At 64.5% G+C, this 22,046-nt stretch carries 11 protein-coding genes; 4 read left to right on the top strand and 7 right to left on the bottom strand.

The genetic code is table 11. The features are described 5' to 3' along the window. Window positions 1–4: 4 nt before the first annotated feature. Entirely contained in the window at window positions 5–769 is a 765-nt protein-coding gene (locus PFZ56_RS25715; protein WP_170004340.1) for a helix-turn-helix transcriptional regulator, read from the bottom strand. Window positions 770–869: 100 nt separating this feature from the next. On the opposite strand from PFZ56_RS25715, the gene PFZ56_RS25710 reads away from it, so the two are divergent. The 3 genes from PFZ56_RS25710 to PFZ56_RS25700 all read left to right on the top strand — a co-directional run bounded on the left by PFZ56_RS25710 (window position 870) and on the right by PFZ56_RS25700 (window position 4,224). Then, window positions 870–2,000: an MFS transporter gene (locus PFZ56_RS25710; RefSeq protein WP_170004342.1), complete on the top strand. Its 1,131-nt coding sequence runs from the start codon at window positions 870–872 to the stop codon at window positions 1,998–2,000. Window positions 2,001–2,148: 148 nt separating this feature from the next. Continuing rightward, the gene (locus PFZ56_RS25705) at window positions 2,149–3,222 is read left to right on the top strand and encodes an NAD(P)-dependent alcohol dehydrogenase (RefSeq protein ID WP_053152835.1); all 1,074 of its coding nucleotides are present in this window, start codon (window positions 2,149–2,151) and stop codon (window positions 3,220–3,222) included. A 90-nt stretch (window positions 3,223–3,312) separates the two neighbouring features. Further along, window positions 3,313–4,224, top strand: coding sequence for a universal stress protein (locus tag PFZ56_RS25700; protein ID WP_102880161.1), 912 nt, complete (start codon window positions 3,313–3,315; stop codon window positions 4,222–4,224). Window positions 4,225–4,256: 32 nt separating this feature from the next. Here PFZ56_RS25700 and PFZ56_RS25695 read toward each other — a convergent pair whose 3' ends face one another. Together PFZ56_RS25695 and PFZ56_RS25690 are read right to left on the bottom strand one after the other, a co-directional pair. Beyond that, the gene (locus PFZ56_RS25695) at window positions 4,257–4,994 is read right to left on the bottom strand and encodes a Crp/Fnr family transcriptional regulator (RefSeq protein ID WP_170004344.1); all 738 of its coding nucleotides are present in this window, start codon (window positions 4,992–4,994) and stop codon (window positions 4,257–4,259) included. Between the two features lie 68 nt (window positions 4,995–5,062). After that, entirely contained in the window at window positions 5,063–13,753 is an 8,691-nt protein-coding gene (locus tag PFZ56_RS25690; protein ID WP_170004346.1) for a glycoside hydrolase family 94 protein, read from the bottom strand. Between the two features lie 1,193 nt (window positions 13,754–14,946). On the opposite strand from PFZ56_RS25690, the gene PFZ56_RS25685 reads away from it, so the two are divergent. Next, entirely contained in the window at window positions 14,947–15,333 is a 387-nt protein-coding gene (locus tag PFZ56_RS25685) for a DUF6124 family protein (protein WP_102880165.1), read from the top strand. Window positions 15,334–15,528: 195 nt separating this feature from the next. Here PFZ56_RS25685 and PFZ56_RS25680 read toward each other — a convergent pair whose 3' ends face one another. From PFZ56_RS25680 to PFZ56_RS25665, 4 genes are all read right to left on the bottom strand, one after another. Next, the gene (locus PFZ56_RS25680; RefSeq protein ID WP_170004043.1) at window positions 15,529–16,443 is read right to left on the bottom strand and encodes a T6SS immunity protein Tli4 family protein; all 915 of its coding nucleotides are present in this window, start codon (window positions 16,441–16,443) and stop codon (window positions 15,529–15,531) included. A gap of 208 nt (window positions 16,444–16,651) precedes the next feature. Continuing rightward, entirely contained in the window at window positions 16,652–17,800 is a 1,149-nt protein-coding gene (locus tag PFZ56_RS25675) for a T6SS immunity protein Tli4 family protein (RefSeq protein ID WP_170004041.1), read from the bottom strand. Next, complete coding sequence (locus tag PFZ56_RS25670; RefSeq protein WP_170004039.1) at window positions 17,797–19,512, bottom strand: triacylglycerol lipase; 1,716 nt, start codon at window positions 19,510–19,512, stop codon at window positions 17,797–17,799. Before PFZ56_RS25670 ends, PFZ56_RS25675 begins: the two co-directional genes overlap by 4 nt. Continuing rightward, on the bottom strand, window positions 19,509–22,040 hold the full coding sequence (locus PFZ56_RS25665) for a type VI secretion system Vgr family protein (protein WP_394304508.1): 2,532 nt from the start codon (window positions 22,038–22,040) through the stop codon (window positions 19,509–19,511). Before PFZ56_RS25665 ends, PFZ56_RS25670 begins: the two co-directional genes overlap by 4 nt. Window positions 22,041–22,046 lie beyond the last annotated feature (6 nt).

Genomic DNA, 22,046 nt, shown 5'->3' with positions numbered 1-22,046 from the left:
TTTCTCATTTGAAGTAGGCCCGGGGCGTGGTGCCGGTCATGGCCTTGAAGAAGGCGATAAAGATGCTGTCACTGGCAAAGCCCAGTTCGAAGGCCGTGTAGCCGATGCTGCGGCCGGTGGCCAGCAACTCGATGGCGCGCATCAGCCGCCATTGCTGACGCCATTGCTGGTAACCCAGGCCGGTCTCGCGCTGAAAGATGCGGCCGATGGTGCGGCTGCTGGCGCCGACCCGGGTGGCCAGCACCTTTAGCTCCGGTGGCAGGTGCTGCAGGTCTTCCAGCAGCGGCTGCAGGCGCTTGTCCCGGGGCAGCGGCAAGGACAGCGGCTGGTGCAGCGCAGCGCCGATTTCCTCCAGGCACAGGCCCAGCAGGTGTGGGTAGCGGCCCTGGCTCCAGTCGCAATCGAACGCCGCCAGGGCCATGGGTTCCAGCACGGCGCGCAGCAGGGGACTGACATCGATCACCGCCACGTCCGCCGGCAGGCGCGGACTGAGTTCGACACTGAAATACAGCGAGCGGTAATCCACGCTTTGTTGCATCTGCGCCCGGTGCTTCACCCCACCGGGAATCCAGGCCGCCCGCGAGGGGGGCAGCAGGCACAGGCGGTCGGCGAGGGTGATTCGGGTGCAGCCCTGGCGGGTGTACAGCAGTTGCCCGCGACGGTGCCGGTGCAGGCCGGAGTCATGATCGCCGAGGGTGGCGGCAACGCCGATCACCGGTGCGCTGAAGGGGTCCGGGTCGAAGCGTGCCTGGGGATCGAGCCATGCCATCTTTGTCCGATTTCCGCTGTTTATTGGCCAGGTTGCGATAATACGCCAGCCGCGCCTGCCTAGAATCGCCGGCATGTTTTTTTTGCCGAGCACCCACCTGATGAGTCCCCGTTCCCTGTTACCCCTGGCCATGGCCCTGCTGATGTTCCCGCAGATCGCCCAGACCCTCTTCAGCCCGGCCCTGACCGATATCGGTCGGGCCTTTGGCGTCCCGGCGCAGCAGGCGGCCCAGAGTTTGTCGGTGTTTATCCTGGGGTTCGCGCCGGGGGTGGTGCTCTGGGGACGCCTGAGCGATCGCTGGGGGCGGCGCCCGGCCTTGCTTGGCGGGCTGGCGCTGTATGCCCTGGCGCTGGTCCTGGAGTTGCAGGCCCGCAGCTTTGCCCAGCTGTTGCTGTGCCAGGGCCTGGCGGCCCTGGGCGTGGCTGCCGGTTCGGTGGTGACCCAGACCCTGCTGCGGGACCTGTTCCAAGGCCGCGAACTGATCCGGGTGTTCTCGCTGATGGGCATGGTGCTGGCGGCCAGTCCCGCTATCGGCCTGTTCGCGGGAGCGGCCCTGAGCCGCGCTTTTGGCTATCAGGGCGCACTGACGGGGTTGCTGTTGCTGGCCCTGGCGTTGTTCGGCTGGTGCGCCCGGGCCTTGCCGGAAACCCGTCCGCCTGCGCAGCCTCTGGCGCCCCTGGCCGGCACCTTGTGGCAGATGCTGCGGGACCCCGCGATCTGGCGCTCGGCGCTGCTGGTGGCGGTGTTCAACCTGGCCTTGCTCAGCTATTACAGCCTCGGGCCCTTTGTGTTCCGTAGCCTGGGGCAGGGCGCGCAATGGTTCGGTTACAGCGGCGCGTTGCTGGCCCTGGGGTCCGGCCTGGGTGCCTGGCTCAATCGCCGGCTGTTGGGCCGGGGCTGGTGCAGCGAGCGGCTACTGGTATTGGCAGCCCTGGCGGTGTTGGCCGGAGGTGGCGGGGTCCTGGCCTTGCAGCACAGCCTGTGGTTGGTGCTGCCGATGCTCGGGGTGGTGCTGGGCTTTGGCCTGGCGATCCCGAACATTCTCGGCTCGGCCCTGGCGGCCTACAGCGACCGGCTGGGCAGCGCCGGGGCCTGGTTCGGTTTGTTCTATTACCTGCTGATCGGCGCCGGCCTGCTGCTGGTGGGTTGGGGGCAGGCCCTGGGCCCGAGCCTTTGCCTGTGCGGCGCGGCGGCCTTGTTGCTGTGCCTGGGGGCGCGCCACCGCACATGAAAGCCGGGTTTGCGACACGCGGTCGCCGCACCGTCCCTGAAGGGTCCATTGTTTGACCATGATCAAGCCGTTGCCCGGCGCATCCGCGCAGCCTGTTGGCAGATCTGTGCAACGGCGCAGCCCCTTCCCGGAAATGGAGATCGGCAACATGGCCAAGATGAAAGCTGCGGTATTCGTGGAAAAGAACCGCATCGTCCTGGAAGACAAGGACATCCCCGAAATCGGTCCGCTGGACGCCCTGGTGCGCATCACCACCACGACGATCTGCGGCACCGACGTGCACATCCTGCGCGGCGAATACCCGGTGGCCAAGGGCCTGACCATCGGCCACGAACCGGTGGGCGTGATCGAGCGCCTCGGCTCCCAGGTCCGCGGTTTTCATGAGGGCCAGCGGGTGATCGCCGGGGCCATCACCCCCAGCGGCCAGAGCTACGCCTGCCTCTGTGGCTGCGGCTCCCAGGATGGGCCCGACACCCGCCATGGCTTTCGCGCCACGGGCGGCTGGAAGTTCGGCAACACCATCGACGGCTGTCAGGCCGAGTACGTGCGGGTGCCGGACGCCCTGGCCAACCTGTGCCCGATTCCCGACGGTCTGAGTGACGAAGAAGTACTGATGTGCCCGGACATCATGTCCACCGGCTTCTCCGGCGCCGAGCGCGCCGAAGTCAACATCGGCGACAGCGTCGCGGTGTTTGCCCTGGGGCCCATCGGCCTGTGCGCGGTGGCCGGAGCCCGGCTCAAGGGCGCCACCACCATCATCGGCGTCGACACCGTGGCCGCGCGCATGAGCGTGGCGCGCGGGTTGGGAGCGACCCATGTGGTGGACTTCAAGCAGGGCGATGTGGTGAAGCAGATCATGGACCTCACCGACGGCCGCGGGGTCGATGTGTCCATCGAGGCCCTGGGCACCCAGGGCACTTTCGAATCGGCGCTGCGGGTGCTGCGCCCGGGCGGCAAGCTATCGAGCCTGGGGGTCTATTCCTCCGACCTGCGCATCCCGCTGGACGCCTACGCCGCCGGCCTCGGCGACCTGAGCATCCTCAGTACCCTGTGCCCCGGCGGCAAGGAGCGCATGCGCCGCTTGATGGAGGTGGTCGCCAGTGGCCAGGTGGACCTCAAGCCCCTGGTTACCCACCGCTTCAAGCTGGATGACATCGAAGCCGCCTACGAACTGTTCGCCAGCCAGCGCGACGGCGTAATGAAGATCGCCATCACACCATGATCCGAGCACCGGGTGGCCTTGATGCATATCAAGGCGCCCGGGGCCGTCTGCCTCGACACTCAGGCCCATCAACGTCCAAGGAGGTCAACCATGAGCCAGTACCAGCGTCTGTTGCTGATTGCCGATCCCCAACAGCATCAGTCTCCCGCGGCGCGCCGCGCTGCCGCCCTGGCCAAGGCCAGCGGAGCGGCCTTGCATGCCCTGGTGTTCGTCGAACCACCGGCGCGTACCTACCTGTGGGAAGAGCACCTGGAGGAGAGTGAACGCCAGGCCTACCTGCAACGCCATGAGCGCTGGCTGCAGGTGGAAGCCGAATGGATGCGCGAGCAGGGCGTGGAAGTCACCACCCAGGTGATCTGGAGCACCCAGGTGCTCAAGGACATGCTGGCCTACATCAACGAATTCCAGCCTGACCTGCTGATCAAGGACGTGACCCTGGAATCGGCCCTCAAGCGGGTTTTCGTCACCCCCCTGGATTGCCACCTGCTGCGTGAAGCCCCGGTGCCGGTGCATCTGGTCAACGACGCTCCGCACAAACTGCCCCGGCGCATCGTCGCCGCCGTCGACCCGGCCCAGTCCGACACCCAGATCAGCGGCCTCAACGGCCTGATCATCCAGACCGCCAACGCCCTGGCCCTGCAATGCGATGCGCAGTTGCACCTGCTGTATGCCTACGACCTGATGCCGATGCTCGATGGTGTCGCGCCGGTGGCGTCCACCGCCTGGAGCGTCAACTGCCTGGACGAGTTGCGCGACTCCCTGCACAAGGAGTTCGAGCGCCTGGGCGATGAACACAACGTGCCCCAGGAATTCCGTCACTTCATCATGGGGCCGCCGGTGCCGGGCATCGCCCAGTTCGTCGACGAGTACCTGGTGGACGTGGTGGTCATGGGCACCGTGCACCGCACCGGCTTCGGCCGCTTGATCGGCAGTACCACCGAACGGGCCCTGTACTCGATGCCGGGCAGCATCCTGGCGGTGAAGGCGCTGAGCCCGAACTGAAATCCCCGCTCTGACCCCGTCAGCGACGAGCCTCAGCCCGGCTCGTCGCGCTGGCTGCCCGGCAGGTACGGCAGCAGCCGCGCGGTCTCCTTGCGCACCACCGCGTAGCACTCGCAACTGAGCTGTTCCAGGCGAGGCCGGTCGAGGACGTTGATGCGCCCCCGGCTGTACTCGATGATGCCCTGGCGCTGCAATTTGCCGGCGGCCTCGGTGACCCCTTCACGGCGCACCCCGAGCATGTTGGCGATCAACTCCTGGGTCATCACCAGTTGGTTGCCCGGCAGGCGGTCCAGGGACAGCAACAGCCAGCGGCACAGTTGCTGGTCGATGGAATGGTGGCGGTTGCACACCGCAGTCTGGGCCATCTGGGTGATCAGCGACTGGGTGTAGCGCAGCATCAGCAGGAGCATCTCGCCGTGGCGGTTGAATTCGTCCTTGAGACGCTGCCCGGGCAGGCGCAAGGCATGCCCGGCGCTTTGCACGATGGCCCGGCTGGTGGTGCTCTCGCCGCCCATGACCAGGGACACGCCCACCAGCCCTTCGTTGCCCACCACGGCGATTTCCGCCGAGGCGCCGTTCTCCATCAGGTACAGCAGCGACACCACCGCGTCTGTGGGGAAATACACGTGGCGCGGGATATCCCCGGACTCGTAGAGCACCTGACCCAGGGCCAGGGGCACCGGCTTGAGGTGGGGCAGCAGGCGCTCCTGCACCTCGGCCGGCAGTGCGTTGAGCAAGTGATTGGGCCCGAGCCCAAGGTTGTCGAACATCTCAGAACCACCGGATGGCAAGGCGTCAGCGCTCACTCAGGGTAGTCCAGGGCGTTGCCCGGTGTCTGTCATGGCGCCGACTCGGTGATGGCCGCTGTCGGGGAATGCCCGGTCTGCGGCGGTGGGACACTGACGGGCCAGGTGAGCAACACCCGGCGCGTGGTGCCGTCGTCCAGCAGCGGGATGGCCAGCCCCGGCAGGGGGCGGCCGTCCAGGCTCAGGCTGAGGTTGGCGCCTGGAGTCTGCTGCACCTCGATGTGGTAGACCGTCGCGCCAAACCGGTAGTCCAGGCTGTAGCCCGGCCAGTGGGCCGGGATCACCGGTTCGATGTACAGCTGCTCGCCTTCGCGGCGCAGCCCCAGCAACGACTCGACGATCAGCCGGTACATCCAGCCCGCCGAGCCGGTGTACCAGCTCCAGCCGCCGCGTCCGGTGTGGGGCGCCACGCCATAGACGTCGGCGGCCATCACATAGGGTTCGACCCGGTAGGTAGCCACCTGCTCGGCGCTGCGTCGGCTCACCGGGTTGATCATGTGCAGCAGCTCCCAGGCCCGGGCGCTGTCCCCCAGGCGGGCGAAGGCCATGCTGGCCCAGATCGCCGCGTGGGTGTATTGGCCGCCGTTCTCCCGCACCCCGGGCACATAGCCCTTGATGTAGCCCGGGTCCAGGGGGCTGTGGGCGAACGGCGGGTCCAGCAGCAGCACCACGCCGCTGTCGCGGCGCACCAGATGCCGGTCCAGGGACTCCATGGCCTGATGCTGGCGGACGTCACTGGCGGCAGCGGAGAGCACCGACCAGCTCTGGGCGATGGAGTCGATGCGGCATTCCTGGTTGTCGGCGGAGCCCAGGATCTGGCCGTCGTCGAACCAGGCCCGGCGATACCACTGTCCGTCCCAGGCCTGGCTGTCGAGGGCGGCGCGCAAGGCCAGGGCCTGCTCGCGACAGGTCCGGGCGAAGGCCGGGTCGTCGTGCTGTTCGGCGGTGACGGCGAACCGCTGCAGCACCTCGTGGCTGAAGAACCCCAGCCACACGCTTTCCCCCAGGCCCCGCTCGCCGACCCGGTTCATGCCGTCATTCCAGTCCCCGGTGCCCATCAGCGGCAAACCGTGGACGCCGCGCCGGCTGCCGTGCTCGATGGCCCGTTGGCAGTGGCGATAGAGGCTTTCCCGCAGTCCGCTGGCCTGGGGCAGGTCGTAGTAGGACTCTTCCCCGGGGTTGAGCTGGCGACCTTCCAGGTAACCCACTTCAACCTCCAGCACACTGCGGTCGCCGGTGATCTGCACGTAGCGGCTGGTGGCCAGGGGCAGCCAGAGGAAGTCATCGGAGCAGCCGGTGCGCACCCCGCGATTCTGTGGCGGGTGCCACCAGTGCTGGACGTCGCCCTCGGGGTACTGGTGGGCGGCGCAGAGCAGCAGGTGCTCGCGGGCCAGGGTCGGCTCGGCGTGGATCATTGCCATGCTGTCCTGCAACTGGTCGCGAAAACCGATGGCGCCACCGGACTGGTAGAAACCGCTGCGAGCCCAGAAGCGGCAGGCGATGGTCTGGTACATCAGCCAGCCGTTGGCCATGACATCGACGGCCGGGTCCGGGGTATGCACTTGCAGTGTGCCCAGGCTGTCCTGCCAGTGCTGGTGCACGGCGGCCAGTTCGCTCTGCGCCATCTGCGTACCGCGGTACTGCAGGACCCGCCGGGTTGCGGCCTTGGCATCCACCTCGGCCCCCAGGCGGAACAGCACTTCCTGGCTCTGGCCGTCCGCCAGCTCCAGCGCCACCTGCATCGCCGCGCACGGATCGAAACCGGCGCCGGAACGCCCGGACAGACGCCCCCGAGTCAACGCGGCCGGCGCCGCGAGACTGCCGTTGCGGCCAATGAACTCACTGCGGTCGCCGGTGAAACTGCGCACCGCCGAGTCGGTGTCGAGAAACGCCACATGCCCGGAAAACTCCATGTTGTAGGGGTTGCGGGCGAACAGTGCGCCACTGACCGGATCGCTTTCAGTGACCACATGCATGGCCGAGCGGCCGCGCAATTCCCCCAGCACCCATTCCACGTAGCAGGTCACTGTGAGGCGCCGTGGCCGGCCGCTGCGGTTGCGGATCTTCAACCGCGAGAACTTGATCGGCGCCTGCAGCGCCACATAGATCGTCAGCTCGCTGTGGATGCCGTTCTCCTCATGCTCGAACACGCTGTAGCCGAAGCCATGGCGGGTGCGATAGCTGCCGTTGCCGGGGCAGGGCTGGGGAGTGGGCGACCAGACCTGGCCGCTGTCTTCGTCACGCAGGTACAGGGCCTCGCCGCTGGGGTCGCTGACCGGGTCGTCGTGCCAGGGGCTGAGGCGGTACTCGTGGGCGTTTTCGCGCCAGCTGTAGGCGCCGCCGCTTTCCGAGATCACCGTGCCGAACAGCGGGTTGGCGAGCACGTTGGCCCAGGGCGCCGGGGTCGGTTGCCCGGGGTTGAGGGTAATCAGGTATTCGCGGCCGTCGCTGCTGAAGCCGCCGTAGGGCGTTTCCAGGATCAGTTCCGGCAACGGGGCTGGCGGGGCACTGCTGGCCGTTTGTGGCAGGCGCACCAGGGGCGCTTCCAGGCGCGGCAGCGACGGATCGGCGCGGCGCCGGTGGACCTGCTCGGCGAGGCTGCCGCGGCTGTCGCTGATCACCAGGCGCGCCACCGCCAGCATCAGCACGCGGTCTTCGCCCGACAGTTGCTGGGCCGGACGCACGAAGATGCCCCCGGGACGGTCGATCAGGCTGGCTTCGCTGCCGGAGGTCACCAGGCCCATGATCAGGTCCTGGAGCTGCTGGCGGTAGCCGACCTGATCCTCGTTCCAGATCACCAGGTCCACCGCCAGGCCTTTCTGCCGCCAGTAGGCGTGGGCCTTGATCAGTTGCTGCACCAGGGTGATGTTGGCCAGATCGCCCACTTGCAAAAGGACGATCGGCAGGTCCCCGGAAATGCCCTGGCCCCAGAGCCCGGACTGGCTGCGGCGGTTGGCCAGCAGCAGGCTGCTGTCGGCCCGCAGGCTGGCGTTGGCGTAGAGCAGCGAGGCGGCCATCTGTTGGAACAGCCGGGCTTCGGCCAGTGAGGCGTTGAGCTGGCGCAACAGCACCTGGCTGTGGGTCCAGGCCAGGTCGAAGACCCGGTCCGCCAGGTGCCGGTCACGGTATTTGTGGATCAGTTGCAGGCAGTGTTCGCGGCTCTCGGCGACCCCGGTCACCAGGTCAATGGTGGCGCTCTGGCCGGGGTCGAGGGTGATCCGGCAGCGGATCGCCACGATCGGGTCGAGCACCGGTCCATCGCTCCCCGAGAGCCGTTCGACCTGCGGGTCCAGGGCCAGGGGCGCGGCCAGATCCCGGCCGCGGCCGATAAAGCGTGCGCGGTCGGTTTCATAGGAGATGGCATCGATGTCCACGCCGTGGGCCGCCAGCAGGTGGCACAGCCACGGCACTGGCTGCTCCTGGGCCCGTGGCCGGCGGCTGCAGACGATGGCCTGCAGGCTGGGCAGCAGTTCGGTTTCGATGAACAGGTTGCTGAAGGCCGGGTGGGCCGCATCGCTCTGGGCCGGGGCCAGGACCACCTCGGCGTAGCTGGTGAGCTCGATGCTGCGGCGCCCCCGGGCCCGGTTGCACAGGTGCAGGCGGCGCAGTTCGATGGGGTCCTCGGGGGACACGACGATTTCCAGGTGGCTGTCGAAGTCCCGTTCACGCACGCGGAATTCGGCCCGGGCATCGGTGAAGATCGCCTCGAAATGCTCTGGGCGGTGGCGGGTTGGCTGGTAGGCCGCGGACCAGAAGTCGCCGCTGGCCACGTCCCGCAGGTAGCAGAACTGCCCCCAGTGATCGCGGGTCGGGTCTTCGTGCCAGCGGGTCACTGCCAGTTCGTTGCAGCGGCTGTAGCCGCCACCGGCACTGCTGAGCATCAGGTGGTAGTGACCGTTGGACAGCAGTTGCACCGCCGGGCGCTTGCGGTCCGGGTCGGCGAATACCCGCAGTTTGTTTTCATGGGCCCGGGCCGCTTCGTCGGCCTCCGGAGCACCGACTGCGTGCAGGTACTGGGCGGCGGTTTTCGGCACCCGTTCCTGCAGCAGCAGGGCGATGGCCTGGAACTGCGGATCGGATTCGAAGCGCCGTTGCATGGGTTGATCCAGCAGCAACCAGGCCAGGGCCAGCAGGCTCATGCCCTGGTGGTGAGCCATGAACGACCGCACCACGGCATGGTCCTGGCCCCGGGGCAGGCGCGACTCGGTGTAGTCCACGGCTTCATAGAGGCCGAAGCGTCCACCCAGCCCCAGCTGTGCCAGGCGCTGCAGATTCTGGCAGGCGGCCTGGGGCGCCACCATCAGCGCCAGGACACTGGCGTAGGGCGCCACCACCCGTTCCGCGCCGAGGCCACGCTTGAGCCCCAGGCCCGGTACGCCGAACGCCCGGTACTGGTAGTTGAACTGACTGTCGAGGGTGTTGTAGCCCGACTCGGACACGCCCCAAGGCAGGCCCAGTTGCTGGCCGTGCTCGATCTGCAGGGCCACCGCGGCGCGGCAGGTCTGGTCCAGCAGGGTGCCCTGGTAGCTGGGCATTACCAGCATCGGCATCAGGTATTCGAACATCGAACCGGTCCAGGACAGCAGCACCGGGGTGCCGGCGCTGCTGGTGAGCAGGCGGCCCAGGGCGAACCAGCTTTCCTGGGGCAACTGTCCCTGGGCGATGGCGACAAAGTGGGTCAGGCGCACTTCCGAGGCCAAGAGGTCGTAGTAACCGGCATCCAGGCGGTGTTCATCGGCGTTGTAGCCGATCACCAGCAAGTGACGACGGGTGTCGTAGAGAAAGCCGAAGTCCATCTGCGCCATGCTGGCTACCGCTTCCAGCAATCGACTGAGGCAACTGATGCGCTCCAGGGCCAGCTCCTGCACGGCGGCGATCCGCTCGTGGTGCATCGGCAACCAATACCCGGCGTCCAGCTGGGCCAACTGGCGCCAGCTCAGGGTGCCGAAGCGGCGGCCATCGGCCATGGGCGGCAGGCAGCGCCATTGCAGTTCGTCATGCAGGTCACGGCATTGCGCGGCCAGTGCCTGGCGCCAGAAGTCCACATCGTCCGTTGTGCCGGTCTGCGCCTGCTCGACGCTGTCGGCAATCCGTTGCAGCAGCCCCAGCAAGGCATCCGGAGCCACATCGGCATGCAGGCTCAGGTGCTCATGCACGGCGCGGGTTTCCAGGCGCCAGCGCAGCACTGGGGCGGTGTCCTGGCCGGCCGCCGTGAGGGCGTCCTGGAACACATCGAGGCTGTCCAGCAGGCCGTTGGCGATCTGCAGCAGCGCCGGAGGACTGTCCACCAGGGCCTGCAGGCCGGGGCGCAGGGTCAGCAGCATGCCCACCAGGTTGCCGCTGTCCACGGTGGACACATAGCGCGGCGGCAAGGGTTGCAGGCTCTGGGTGTCGTACCAGTTGTAGAAGTGCCCGCGATAGCGTTCCAGCCGGCCCATGCTGGCCAGCATCTGCTCCAGGCGTTGCATCAGCCGGCGGCTGCTCAGGTAGCCGAAGTCGTGGGCCGCCAGATGGGCCAGCAGGGCCAACCCGAGGTTGGTCGGCGAGGTGCGATGGGCGATGCGCTGCTGGGGCTGTTCCTGCAGATTGTCCGGAGCCAGCCAGTTGTCATCGGGGCCGACGTACTGGTCGAAAAAGCCCCAGGTGCGGCGGGCCAGGCTCTGCAGGAAACGCCGTTGGCCGCTGGAAGGCTCGAACGCCACCTGGCTTGCCGGGCGGCTGAGCCACCAGGCCAGGGCCGGGCCGGCCAGCCAGGCCAGGAGCAAGGGCGCGGCCATCAGCAGTTGCGGCCGCGGCCACAGCAGCCCTGTCAGCAGCAGGGCCAGCAACGGGCCGATCCACATCCGCCGGTACAGCTGCAGGAGGTTGTCATCCGGACCGCGCTCGGCTTCCCGGGACGGTTGCCACTGCAGGCGATGAGCTTTGCTGATGCCCATGCGCCACAACGCGCGGGCCATGGCGTCCAGGCTGTAGGCGACCTCATAGGGCAGCCAGGCCAGGGGCAACAGGGCCCGGGACAGGTGCTGGCCGGCGCTGCCCAGGGCGGCGTTCAGTTGTTGCAGCAACGGCACTTCCGGGGTGTTGTGCACCAGCTCGCGCAAGGCGGCGGACAGGGGCAGCACCAGCAGCACAATCAGCACCGCCAGGGTCCAGGCCAGGGGCTGGGTGGAGCCCAGCCAGCCCCACAGCAGCATGCTCAGCAAGGCCAGGGGTTCGAGGCTGCGACGCAGGTTGTCGAGGATTTTCCAGCGTGCCAGCGGGCTCAGGCGATTGCTTTCCAGGCCGCCGGCGGCCTTGGGCGACCAGGGCAGGAGCCAGGGCAGCAGTTGCCAGTCGCCGCGAATCCAGCGCTGGCGGCGCTTGACGTCGGCGCTGTAGCGCGCTGGGTATTCCTCGAACAGCTGCACATCACTGAGCAGCCCGGAACGGGCGTAGCAGCCCTCGATCAGGTCGTGGCTGAGAATCCGGTTGTCGGCAAAGCGCCCGCCCAGGGTCTGCTCGAAGGTGTCCAGGGCATAGATGCCCTTGCCGACGAAGGAGCCTTCCTGGAACAGGTCCTGGTAGACGTCCGACACCGCGCGGGTATAGGGATCGATCCCGGCATCGCTGGCGAACAGCCGGGAATAGGCGCTGCGCGCGGTGCTCGACAGGCTGATGCCGACCCGCGGCTGGAGAATTCCGTAGCCGCTGACGATGCGCCCGCTGAGCGGGTCGGTCTGTGGGCGGTTCAGCGGATGGTCCATGGCGCCCACGCATTGCTGGGCCACGTCCCGGGGCAGTTGGGTGTCGCTGTCCAGGGTGATGACGTAGGTGATCTCGGGCAGGGCCTGGATATCGCCGACGATCAGCGAGAAGCGCTCCTGGCCCCGGCCGCGCAGCAGGGCATTGAGGTCTTCGAGCTTGCCGCGCTTGCGCTCGTGGCCCATCCAGCAATGTTCGGCGGCGTTCCACAGTCGTGGCCGGTGCAGCAGGTAGAAGCGGTCCACCGCCTCTTCGGGGTACTTCAGGTTCAGCGCCTCAATGCCTTGTCGGGCCAGCGCCAGCAGGGCGGTGTCGCCGTCCTGGGTTTCGCTGGGGGCGTCGAGAAAGTCGCTGAGCAGGGCGAAGTACAGCTGGGCATCGCGGTTGGCCAGAAAGCGCACTTCCAGGCCTTCCACCAGCTCTTCGACATCCACCGCGTTGCCGAACAGGCAGGGCACCGCCACCAGGGTCCGGGCCCGGGGCGCAATGCCTTCGCTGTAGTCCAGGCGCGGCAGAATGCCCGGGGCCACGGTCAGGGTCACCAGGCCGTTGATCAGGCCGATGGCCAGGCGGCTGGCCAGCAGCAACGCCGGCACCGCCCACAGTGCCAGCCAGTAATGGCCGGGGCTGGCTTCCTGATACAGGGCATCGAGAAACGGCCAGGCGAACAGCGCCGAGAGCAGCATCACCGGCCCCAGGAAAAAGCCCAGGGGCGCCTGGGTCAGCAGGCGCCGGCCGCGTTCGGCCAAGGGCACCCGAGCGCCGATCTGTTGTTCCAGGGTGCGGCGTCCGGCGCCGATCAGGTAATGCCCGACGTGGCCGGCCACGGCTTCCGGGGCCTCGGCGCGGTAGTGGGCCCGGGCCAGTTCGATGCACTGGCGGGCCACCTGGTCTTCACTCAGGGGGCAGTGGCGGGTCAGGCGTTCGAGCACATGCCGGTAATGGTCGCGGGTGGCGAAATCCATGCGCCGGTAGACCTTGGCCGGGTCGTCCTGGAGCACCTGTTCGACCCGGCTCATCAGTTCGACGAACTCGCGCCAGTTGCTGGCCGAGAGCAGGCGCAGGCTGGAAATGCTGTTGCTGATGGACACCTGATCGGCGGCTTGCTGTTGGGCGTCGAGTTGCACCAGGCGCTCGATGTTCAGCCCGGTTTCCCCCAGCAGTTGCTCGATCCAGGCCAGGGGCAGCACCAGGGCGGCGTTCTGGCCCTGCAGGCGCCGCGCCAGTTCAGCGACGAAGGCGGCACTCATGGGCGGTGCCGAGCGGGCCATGTCGGCCACCGCCAGCACCACGCTCTTGGCGTCCTGCTCGGCGGTTTCCATCAGGCGGTCGGCCCAGTCGTTGGCCAGATTGCGCTCGCTCCAGTTGGCCATGACCCGGAAGGCCACGCGCCGCAGGTTCTCGATCAAGGCCAGGCGCAGCATGATCGGAATCGCCCACAGCTCGCCGAGCTTGAGCGGGGTGACGCTCTGGTAGCTGTCGACGAAACGCCCCAGGCTTTCGCTGTCGACCCGGCCGTCGCCGTGGGAAATGGTTTCCAGGGCGATGTCGTAGACCCGTGGCAGGCCCGCCGACTGGCCGTTGGCCAGGCGCGGCAATTGCCGACTGTAGCCCCGGGGCAGGTGAGTGCGGGTGATGCGGATCTGTTCTTCCAGCAGGTAGTAGTTGTCCAGCAGCCATTCGGCGGCGGGGGTGGCCCGGGGCGAGCTGCCGGTGGCGGCGGTCAGGCTTTTGCAGCAACTGGCCAGGGCGCTGGCGTTGTCCGACAGGCGTGCCAGCAGCCAGTCGGGGTTGCGGCTTTGGCTCAGGCGGTGCTGGTGCGCCAGCAGGGTGCCGTGGCTGGCCATCTGTTCACTGCTGAACAATTCCGAGCGCAGCGGCGCTTCGTATTCGACGCTGTTGCGCGAGGCCTTCCATTGGCCGTATCTGGCGGCGGGCAGACGGCAGAACCTCAGGAATGTGTGGGTCCAATGACTGTCCATGTTTTCCTTGGCATAACAGAGCCGTCCCTCGGCACGGGGTGCGAGGGAGGGCCGGGAGCGGGGTGTGCGGTCAAATCGATGCACCGTCGCGACGAACGTTTCAGGCAAAAAGCTGCAACCTTGACGGTGGCGGGCGTGGGGGAGGGTGTCTGTGCGTTGGGGCACATAGGCGGGCGATCGGCATTTCTGTTGGGTGGGGGGCTTGTTTTGGTGAGGGGGGGTGTTCCTGTTTGGGGGCGTGGTGGTCGTGGAGCATGAGGGGGCGGTCTTGTTGGTGGGCATATCCGTTGCTGCGGGTGTGGTTGCTGGCGGTTTTGCTCTTACAGCGGTGGGCGGTGTACATATCCGTTGCTGCGGTAACGACCACTTATGGTTTCGCTCTTACAGCGACTCACTTTTGAAAAGCGCAAAAGTAAGCAAAACGCTCTGCCCCTCCACTCGGTGCCTCGCCTAGGCTCGGCATGCCCGAACTCCGGCATTGATCCGTGGGCCGCCGCCACCGGCCATCCTTGGCCGGGTGGCGGCTAACCCGGCATCCCTGCCGGGTTACCCACGGCTCAATGCCTGCGTTCGGCCATCGTGGTTAACGGGGCGTTCAGATCAAGATCAAGATCAAGAGCCAGACGGCGGCCTTGCGGCCGGCCTGGAGCGGGAATGGGGGGGAGCACCTTCCCTTGTAGGAGCTGCCGAAGGCTGCGAACGGGCGAGCATCGCCCGGCCAGTTGGCGCGGTGCATCAGGTACATCGCCGATACGAAAACAAGGCGGCGGGACGGTGAGCGGGCTGGTTGCTGACAAGCTAACCCGCCGGGGGAAAACGCTATCGCCACAAATCTTTGGCTGTTTCAGAGAGTGCTGAAAGGTGCTTGGAACTACGCCCATTCGCTTTCTTTTGTAAGGCAAATCCGAGAAACTGCCGGCCGCTTGAATGCGCCTGGTGGGCGGGCTAGGGTGCTGGAGCCATCGCCAAATCGATGGCTCGGATGTGCAAGTCCGAACTCTGCAAAGGCGCACAAACGATCAGCACTGATTGGTCGTTTTCATGTCCGCTGCGTTATGGCGGCCGTGCGTGGGAGATCTTCGGATCTGCCGGGTGTCCTTGCAGACTCGGTCTTGCACACCTGCGTACGGCTGCCACCTTATTCGTGTGCAAGCGAACGGTGTTGGCTCCTTTTATCTGCAAGGAGTTAGACCATGAAAAAGCTCGTCCCCGATCCCCCCACGTCCTACCGCGATCCCGAACTCAAGGCCGCCAACGCCACCTTGCGCGTGGCTCTGGCTCGACAACCGCAGGACCCCGCGCTGTTCCAGCGCAACACCCAAGCCAAACCTGTTTCTGCCGACTCGCTGTTCAGCGTGCGCCCAGGCGTCAGTGCTGAAGAGGCATTGGTGCATGTGTCGTTGTTGCTCAAATGCGCCGAGGAGGTCTGCGATGAAATCACCCAGCAGGGCAGCGGCATCGAGCGCGGGCTGATCTGGTCCATGGTGCATTCCGTGGAGATGGCCCGGGCGGTGGTGGAGGCGTTGCTGGACGCTAGCCCGCGAGGTGTCTGCTCATGCTCGGACGAGCCGCGCTCGTAAAGCCTGAGTCCCCGGTCTTCTTCAAATCAAAGTATGCTGGCCGTCGGCGAAGTGGCGACAAGGATGGGGAGACATGCCCGTTGCTGCGGTAACGCCGGCTTAGGATTTCGCCGCTACGGCCAGCCCTTTCAGGGTCTTTGCTCAAGGCTGCTTCTGCAGTATTGCAGCCTTGAGCATTCGGTCATTGCCATCGCTTTAAGGCGTCGATACCGGACGCAGGCGAATTGAATCGATGATGGCATCCCACAGCGCAAGTGCTGCTTTATCGGACTTGAAAGCCGGATCTGGTGGGGTGCCATCGTCATCGACGTCAGCTTCCTCCACGCTCAGTTCCGCCTTGAGGTGGGGCTCGTAGACCGACTCGTCCTTGCCCTGTGCTTCCCAGAGGAAGGTGTAGGTGCGTTGCCCCTTTGCGCTGCCCGCCAGCAGGTACTCATCGGCGGGAATGGCACCGTCACGCTCTCTTTTGCGCAGGGTTTCGATGCCCGCAACCATCTTCAGCGCGCCCATCAAAAAGCCACTCACTCGATCCAGTAACCGATCACGTTCGGCTCCAGTGCTGGATCTGAATGCCAAAAAGGTTCTCGGGTGTTCCGGGAAGGTCACGCCAATTCCGAAGCCTTCACTTTGAAAGCTGTCACCCGCGATGTAGGCACGGTCGATACAGAATCCTGGTTCGGTGGGGATTTCGTTGGGGGCACGAGAGCGTAGGTTGCGGGCTAAATCATTAACTATTTCTAATCCTCTTTTCTCTCTGTCATATGTAACTTTCCCAGAATAGTAATAAACAGAGCCTCTCGGTGGAGCCACCAAGTATGAGTCAACTTTATATGACAAGTTGCTAGCCGTTGAGCCCCATGACCACAGGCTAATTGAACCGTTTTGATGTTCAGTCCGCCTTAAAAACATGCTCTCTTGTATCTTTCTGTGGCGTTCACTTTTTAGTGTCTGTTCACGCTTATCGATTCTGATTGCTAGGGCGGCAGGGGTATCGTCGAGCGCTTTGATATTGTCGCCCCACAGGTAGTAGCCAGCATTGATCTCTGCCTGGGGCGGTAAATCAATTAGAAAGCGTCCGTAGCAATGAGTAATCCATCCACTCTTGTCCATGGCCGGGCTCCGAGAGGAAAAAATCGATGTGCAACTGATAACGCTAGTCATAGCGATTAGACCAAGGATCGTTATTAGGCAACGAGCGCGCTTCATAAACCCTCCTTGGCATCCAGCTGGCAGTCAGCCAGTTGAGTGATCTTGATCACGTCGGATAGTGCGGCCCATTGGCGAGTGTGCTGTGGTAGCGCGCGCTTCCTTAGGAAACTCACAAATCATCCATCCAGTTATCTTTGGGCTTCAGCTCAGCGAGGAACTCTCCCAGGGCGTAGTCATCATCTACCGCTGAGCTGTTGGCCATCCGTTGCGGGCCTGTAGGCGGGGAGGGTGGGCCAGCATTGTCGTTGCGCCCAGACGCCGATACCGGTCGTAGGCGAATCGAATCGATGATGGCATCCCACAGTTCCAGTGCGGCTTTATCGGACTTGAAAGCGGGAGCCGGTGGCTTGCCATCGTCATCGACATCAGCTTCCTCCACGCTCAGTTCTACCTTGAGATGGGGCTCGTTGATCGACTCGTCCTTGCCCTGAGCTTCCCAGAGGAAGGTGTAGGTGCGCTGGCCCTTTGCGCTGCCTGCCAGCAGGTACTCATCGGCGGGAATGGCACCGCCGCGCTCTCTTTTGCGCAGGGTCTCGATGCCTGCAACCATCTTTGCCGCGCCCATCAGAAAGCCACTTACTCGATCCAGTAACCGATCACGTTCGGCTCCGGTGCTGGATCTGAATGCCAAAAAGGTTCTAGGGTGTTCCGGAAATGTCACGCCAATCCCGAAGTTTTCACTTTGAAAGCTATCACCCGCGATATAAGCCCGGTCGATACAGAATCCTGGTTCGGTGGGGATTTCGTAGGGGGCGCGAGAGCGTAGGTTACGAGCCAGAGAGGTAGCGATTTCAATGCCGCGATGTTCTCTGTCTGGAGACATTTCAACTCTCCAAGAATATGGTTGCCATGTCGGTTTAGAAAGAACGTAGGTACTCAAGTAATAAGTCTCTATGCTGGCGTCGGAAGCCCAGGACAACAATCCAGTTGAGCCTCCACCAAGATCTAGCCGACGAAGAAACATGCTGCCCTTCGTATCATGCTGTTGCCCTTTTAGCTCCTTCTCCCGTTGATCAATTCTGGTAGCCAAGGTTGCTGCAGTGTCGTCGAGTGCTTTGATGCTGCTGCCCCATAGGCCATACCCTGCTTTGACCTTTGCCTGGGGTGGTAAATCAATTAGAAAGCGTCCATAGCAATGAGTAATCCATCCGGTTTTGTCCATGGTGGGACTCCGAGAAGATGAAAACGAAGTACAACTGGCCACACTGGTTAAAGCGACCAGGCCAAGAACAGTAAGTAAGCGACGAGTGAGCGTCATAAGCCCCCCTGGTCGTCAGGGTGCCAGTCAGCCAACTGAGCGATCTTGATCACGCCATAAAGCGCGGCCCATTGGGCTCGCCTGTCGTTGTAGCTTTCTTGGTGTTCGTAACCCTTGTCGGTGTTGTACTGCCCCGCGCCCTTGCCGCCCTGGCGGAAACTGGCCTTGACCCCCGCTTTCTTGTGGGCTTGACCTGAGTCGGTTGGCACGGTGCCATCGCCACCACTGCCAGACTGGTCCTCCTCCTTGACCGTCCAGTTTTCAAGCGTAGGTACGATGACGGGCAGGCCACGGCGAAACCAACTGCTGTAGCTGCCGGTCTCGTTATCCTTGAGCGCGGAACCGGGTGTTTCCAGAGGAGCAGGATCGCCTTGCCAAATCATGTCTCGCCAGCTGTGGCGGTCATCGTCTGCTGCATAGTGGGCATAGGTTTCCGGGTGGTAGCTCGATGCGGCTAACTCACGGTGGAACTTCGCTACGGCATCAATTCGCTTTCTGAAAATAGCTCGTGGACCGTTTAGGTTGTTCGTGTTGGCACTATCTGACATATCCAAATACTGAGTGTTCTGCTCCGGCACCAACCCATACCAGGCGGTGCTCTTATAGATTTCCTCGTAGGGGTCCTGGTTCTGCGGATAGGCGCGGGGTTTACCGTCCATATCCTTGATGACCTGCCCCTGGGCATCGCACAGGAACAACCAGGGGCGACCTTCCCGATACTCGTTGCTAGGTGTCAGTTCCAGCGCCCCTGGGGCATTGGCCACCACTGCGGTCACTTCGCCTGCGTTGTAGCCAAGGATGATGCTGGCAATACCTTCATAGCCGCAGCGCATGTGGTGGTAGATGGCCGATGAACCGATTGACGGTTGCACGCCATGGACCACGCCAAGCACTCGTTTGTAACCGTGCAATTGGGTCAGGGAGCGTGCAACCAGCCCACCCATTGAGTGGGTGACCAGGATGACCTTCATCTGATCCGCCTGCTCAGGGCTGACGCTTGCGTGTTCGCGGTAGTGGGCGAGGACGGTGTTCTCGATGTAGTCACGCACATCCAGGGCGGACTGCCGGTTGGATTGCAGCCAGTTGTAACCGGCGCACCAGACGTCGAATTGATACTTGCCCGCTTGTTTCAGTTCGTCTTCGCTGAGGGGCGTCGCTTGCCCCAGTTCTTCGCCATAGGCTGCGGGTTCATGCAGGCTTTCAGTGTTCCACCATGGCTGGATTTGTTGTCGGCTGACGATGCTGTCCAAGCGGCCCTCCATCAGGGCCATGAACGGGTTGTAGGCGCTGCGCATCACCGTCCCCCAGCCACGAATGCGCGCCGCCTCTTTGCTCAGGCCGGATGAGCACGTATCAATCGAGCCTCGATCATCCACCTCGACGTTTTCCGGCATTAGCAGTATCTGTCGATCCTTGGGGCCGCGGCCCCACCAGACAGCCAAGGCTGCGAGAGCGGGGAAGATATCAGTGGGCCAAAAGCTGGCATTCGGCGGACTCCAGACCTTGCTCTGGTCCTCCTTGTTACGCAGGTTGCTGCCCATGATGCCTGGAATGAAGATCACCGGAATCGGCGCGGCCTGCCTCGCCAGCAGGACCTTTTCACGCTGGTCCTCGGTGCGGGTCAGTTGGGTCTTGTAGACCGGTCGCCCCAGATTGTCGCGCGAGCGAGGAATGATGACGTCCTCAGTGTTATCGGCTGCTTGGCTGCTCATGCAGTGGACTCCCTGTCGTCGTTGGAGCTATTTCCCTTGGCCAGAATGCGCATCTGGACTTGATCCATGGCCAGGTCCTGCTGCCTGGGCAGACGGCCTTGTCCATCGGTCGTGAGGGTGGTGACCCCACCGTCGCCGCGCCGCAGTTCTACGGTGGTGTTTGCCAGAGGCTCAAGGGTGATTTCATCACGCAGCACATAGGCGTCATTGAACGGGGTCGACTCCCATGAGTTGAACGTGGTCGAGGCATGTGCGGGACCGATAGAGGAGTGCTTGGCTGCCTTGACCGTGAAATTCCCCGGCATACCCAACTCGATATTGCCGCCCTTGAGCGTCAGGTAGGCCCCGCCGCACATCAGGGTGATGTGCTCCTTGGCAGACACCAGCACGTGCTGCTGGCCCGCGCTGACCTCCACACTCTGATCCGCCTCCAGGCGAATGCTGTTCTGTTGCGCCTGCAGCAACATCGGCCCCTGGTGGGTGATGTGGCGCATCTCGCCGCTCTGGGCGAACAGGCCCAGATCGCTACCGGCATTGACCACGAATTTCTGTCCCGAGGTGAGCTGCTGATTCTGCTGGGCGACGCTGTCGATATGCTCGCCCGCCGCCAGGGTGACGCTCTGGGGAGACACCGCGGCGATGCCCGCCTGGCCACTCAGGGCAATGGCCGGGTGGCCGCCGTTGCTCTGCTGTGACTCGTCGTTGGCGCCATGCCCCAGGTCGCGCACCGCTTCGCTGAGGGTTTTCTGTGGCTCGGTGTCGTGCCCGACGCCTTGATGGTCTTCGGCATAGTCGCCCAGCCCCTTGGCCAGTTGCAGTGCGGCTTCCAGCACCTGGATGGCCACGCCACGCTGCAGTTGCCCGGCCTTGGCCTGCAGTTGCGCTTCGGTGCTGAGCAGCAGCCCCCTGGCCGCGCGCAAGGCGCCGCGCTCGTCGGTGCGCAGTTCAAAGCCTTCGCCACGGGGTGCGCCCCCTTCAGGCCGGGGATGGGTCAGGTACCCCAGGTGCAAGGCGCTACTGCCGTGGTCGCTCATCAAGGCTGCACTGATCTGCTGGGTGGTGTCATCGATGCGCAGTTCGTTGGCCCGGCTGCCCTTGTGTTCCTTGCTCTTGAGGGTGTTGAGCGTCTTGTGATCCGGCAGGCGGTAGGGCGGCATATGGCTGGCCCGGTAGGTGCGTCCGGTGATGATTGGCTGGTCACAGTCGCCATCCAGGTAATCGACTATGACTTCCTGGCCAATGCGTGGGATTGCCATATGGCCCCACTGCGCCCCCGCCCAGTTCTGTGAGACCCGCACCCAGCAGGAACTGAAGCCGTTGTGCTTGCCCTCGCGGTCCCAGGGGAACTGAATTTTCACCCGGCCATATTCATCGGTGTGGATTTCCTCGCCTTCCGGGCCCACTACCGTGGCTATCTGCGGGCCGTCAATGACCGGCTTGGGCAGTGGCCTAGGGCGCCATTCGCAGTCCTCGGCAATGATCTGGGCGCTGAAGTCGTAACTCACGCCCATCTCGGCACCGGCAGCCTCCTCTTGCTGGCTGGCGTGCTGTATCCCTTTGTGGATGATGCGCACCGAGCGCCACCAGCGGTTGAAGTCACCCCGGGGGTGCCCGGTCAGTTGGAAGGAAAACCCCGGAATCAGCCGCGGATCATCCCCTTCCACCGTCGCCACCCGGGCATCGCGACGATGGCCCAACAGGCGGTTTTGGGTGAAGGGTTGGCCGACGGCGCTGCTCTTGTAGCGGCCCGGATAATCGTAGTGCTCATAACGCTGGGCCTGATGCTCAAGGTCATCGCCGAGCTGTCGCTGCTGCTGGTCGAAGGCCGGGCGCTTAAAGCTGTAGTCACGCTGCGTCTGCTCGGCGGTACGCACGTTTTCCGTGTAGCTGAAGGCGTACAGCACTGGTTGCGGGGCATCCCCGGCCGGTTGGGTGGTGTACAGCACCGGCCCGTCCTGGATGCGCTCCTGGACGTACAACTTGTCACCCTGGACCAGGGTGTGGGCGTTGGCATCGTGTTTGAAGAAATAGAACAGGCCTTCCTCGGTGGACAGGCGGTCGAACAGATAGAGGTCGGTATCACCGGCCTGGACGCAGTATTCACGCGGCGCATGCGGGGTGTGGATATAGGGCTGGTAATCAAGGACGCCGTGCTCGTCGAGCACCGACTTGAGGATCTCGGGCACCGTTTTCTGCTGAAAAATACGCCAGTCGGAACTCAGGGCGAGGCGTGCCAGTTGCGGCTCCACCAGCAGGCGGTAACGGGTGCGGCGAAACCCGGTTTTACCCTGGGTGAAGCTGCTGACCAAGCCATGGACATGCCGCACCTGCAGGCCGCCTTGCCAGATCGTCAGCAAGGCCGGCTGGTCGAGGATCTGGCCAAAATCGATGGCACCGTTGTCGCTGGCTAGCTCGAGCGTCAAGCGAAAAGGCTCGGACAAGGCCTCTTCCAGAGTGAACTCGACAACCTCGAACGCCACCTGCGCGGTCAGCACGGAAAACGTGAACTGCAAATCCCTTTGACGCATGACACA

The sequence above is a fragment of the Pseudomonas danubii genome, assembly GCF_042980055.1.
Taxonomy (GTDB): domain Bacteria; phylum Pseudomonadota; class Gammaproteobacteria; order Pseudomonadales; family Pseudomonadaceae; genus Aquipseudomonas; species Aquipseudomonas danubii.
The sequence above is the reverse complement of the archived record's forward strand: the minus strand, read 5'-3'. Positions and strand labels throughout refer to the sequence as shown.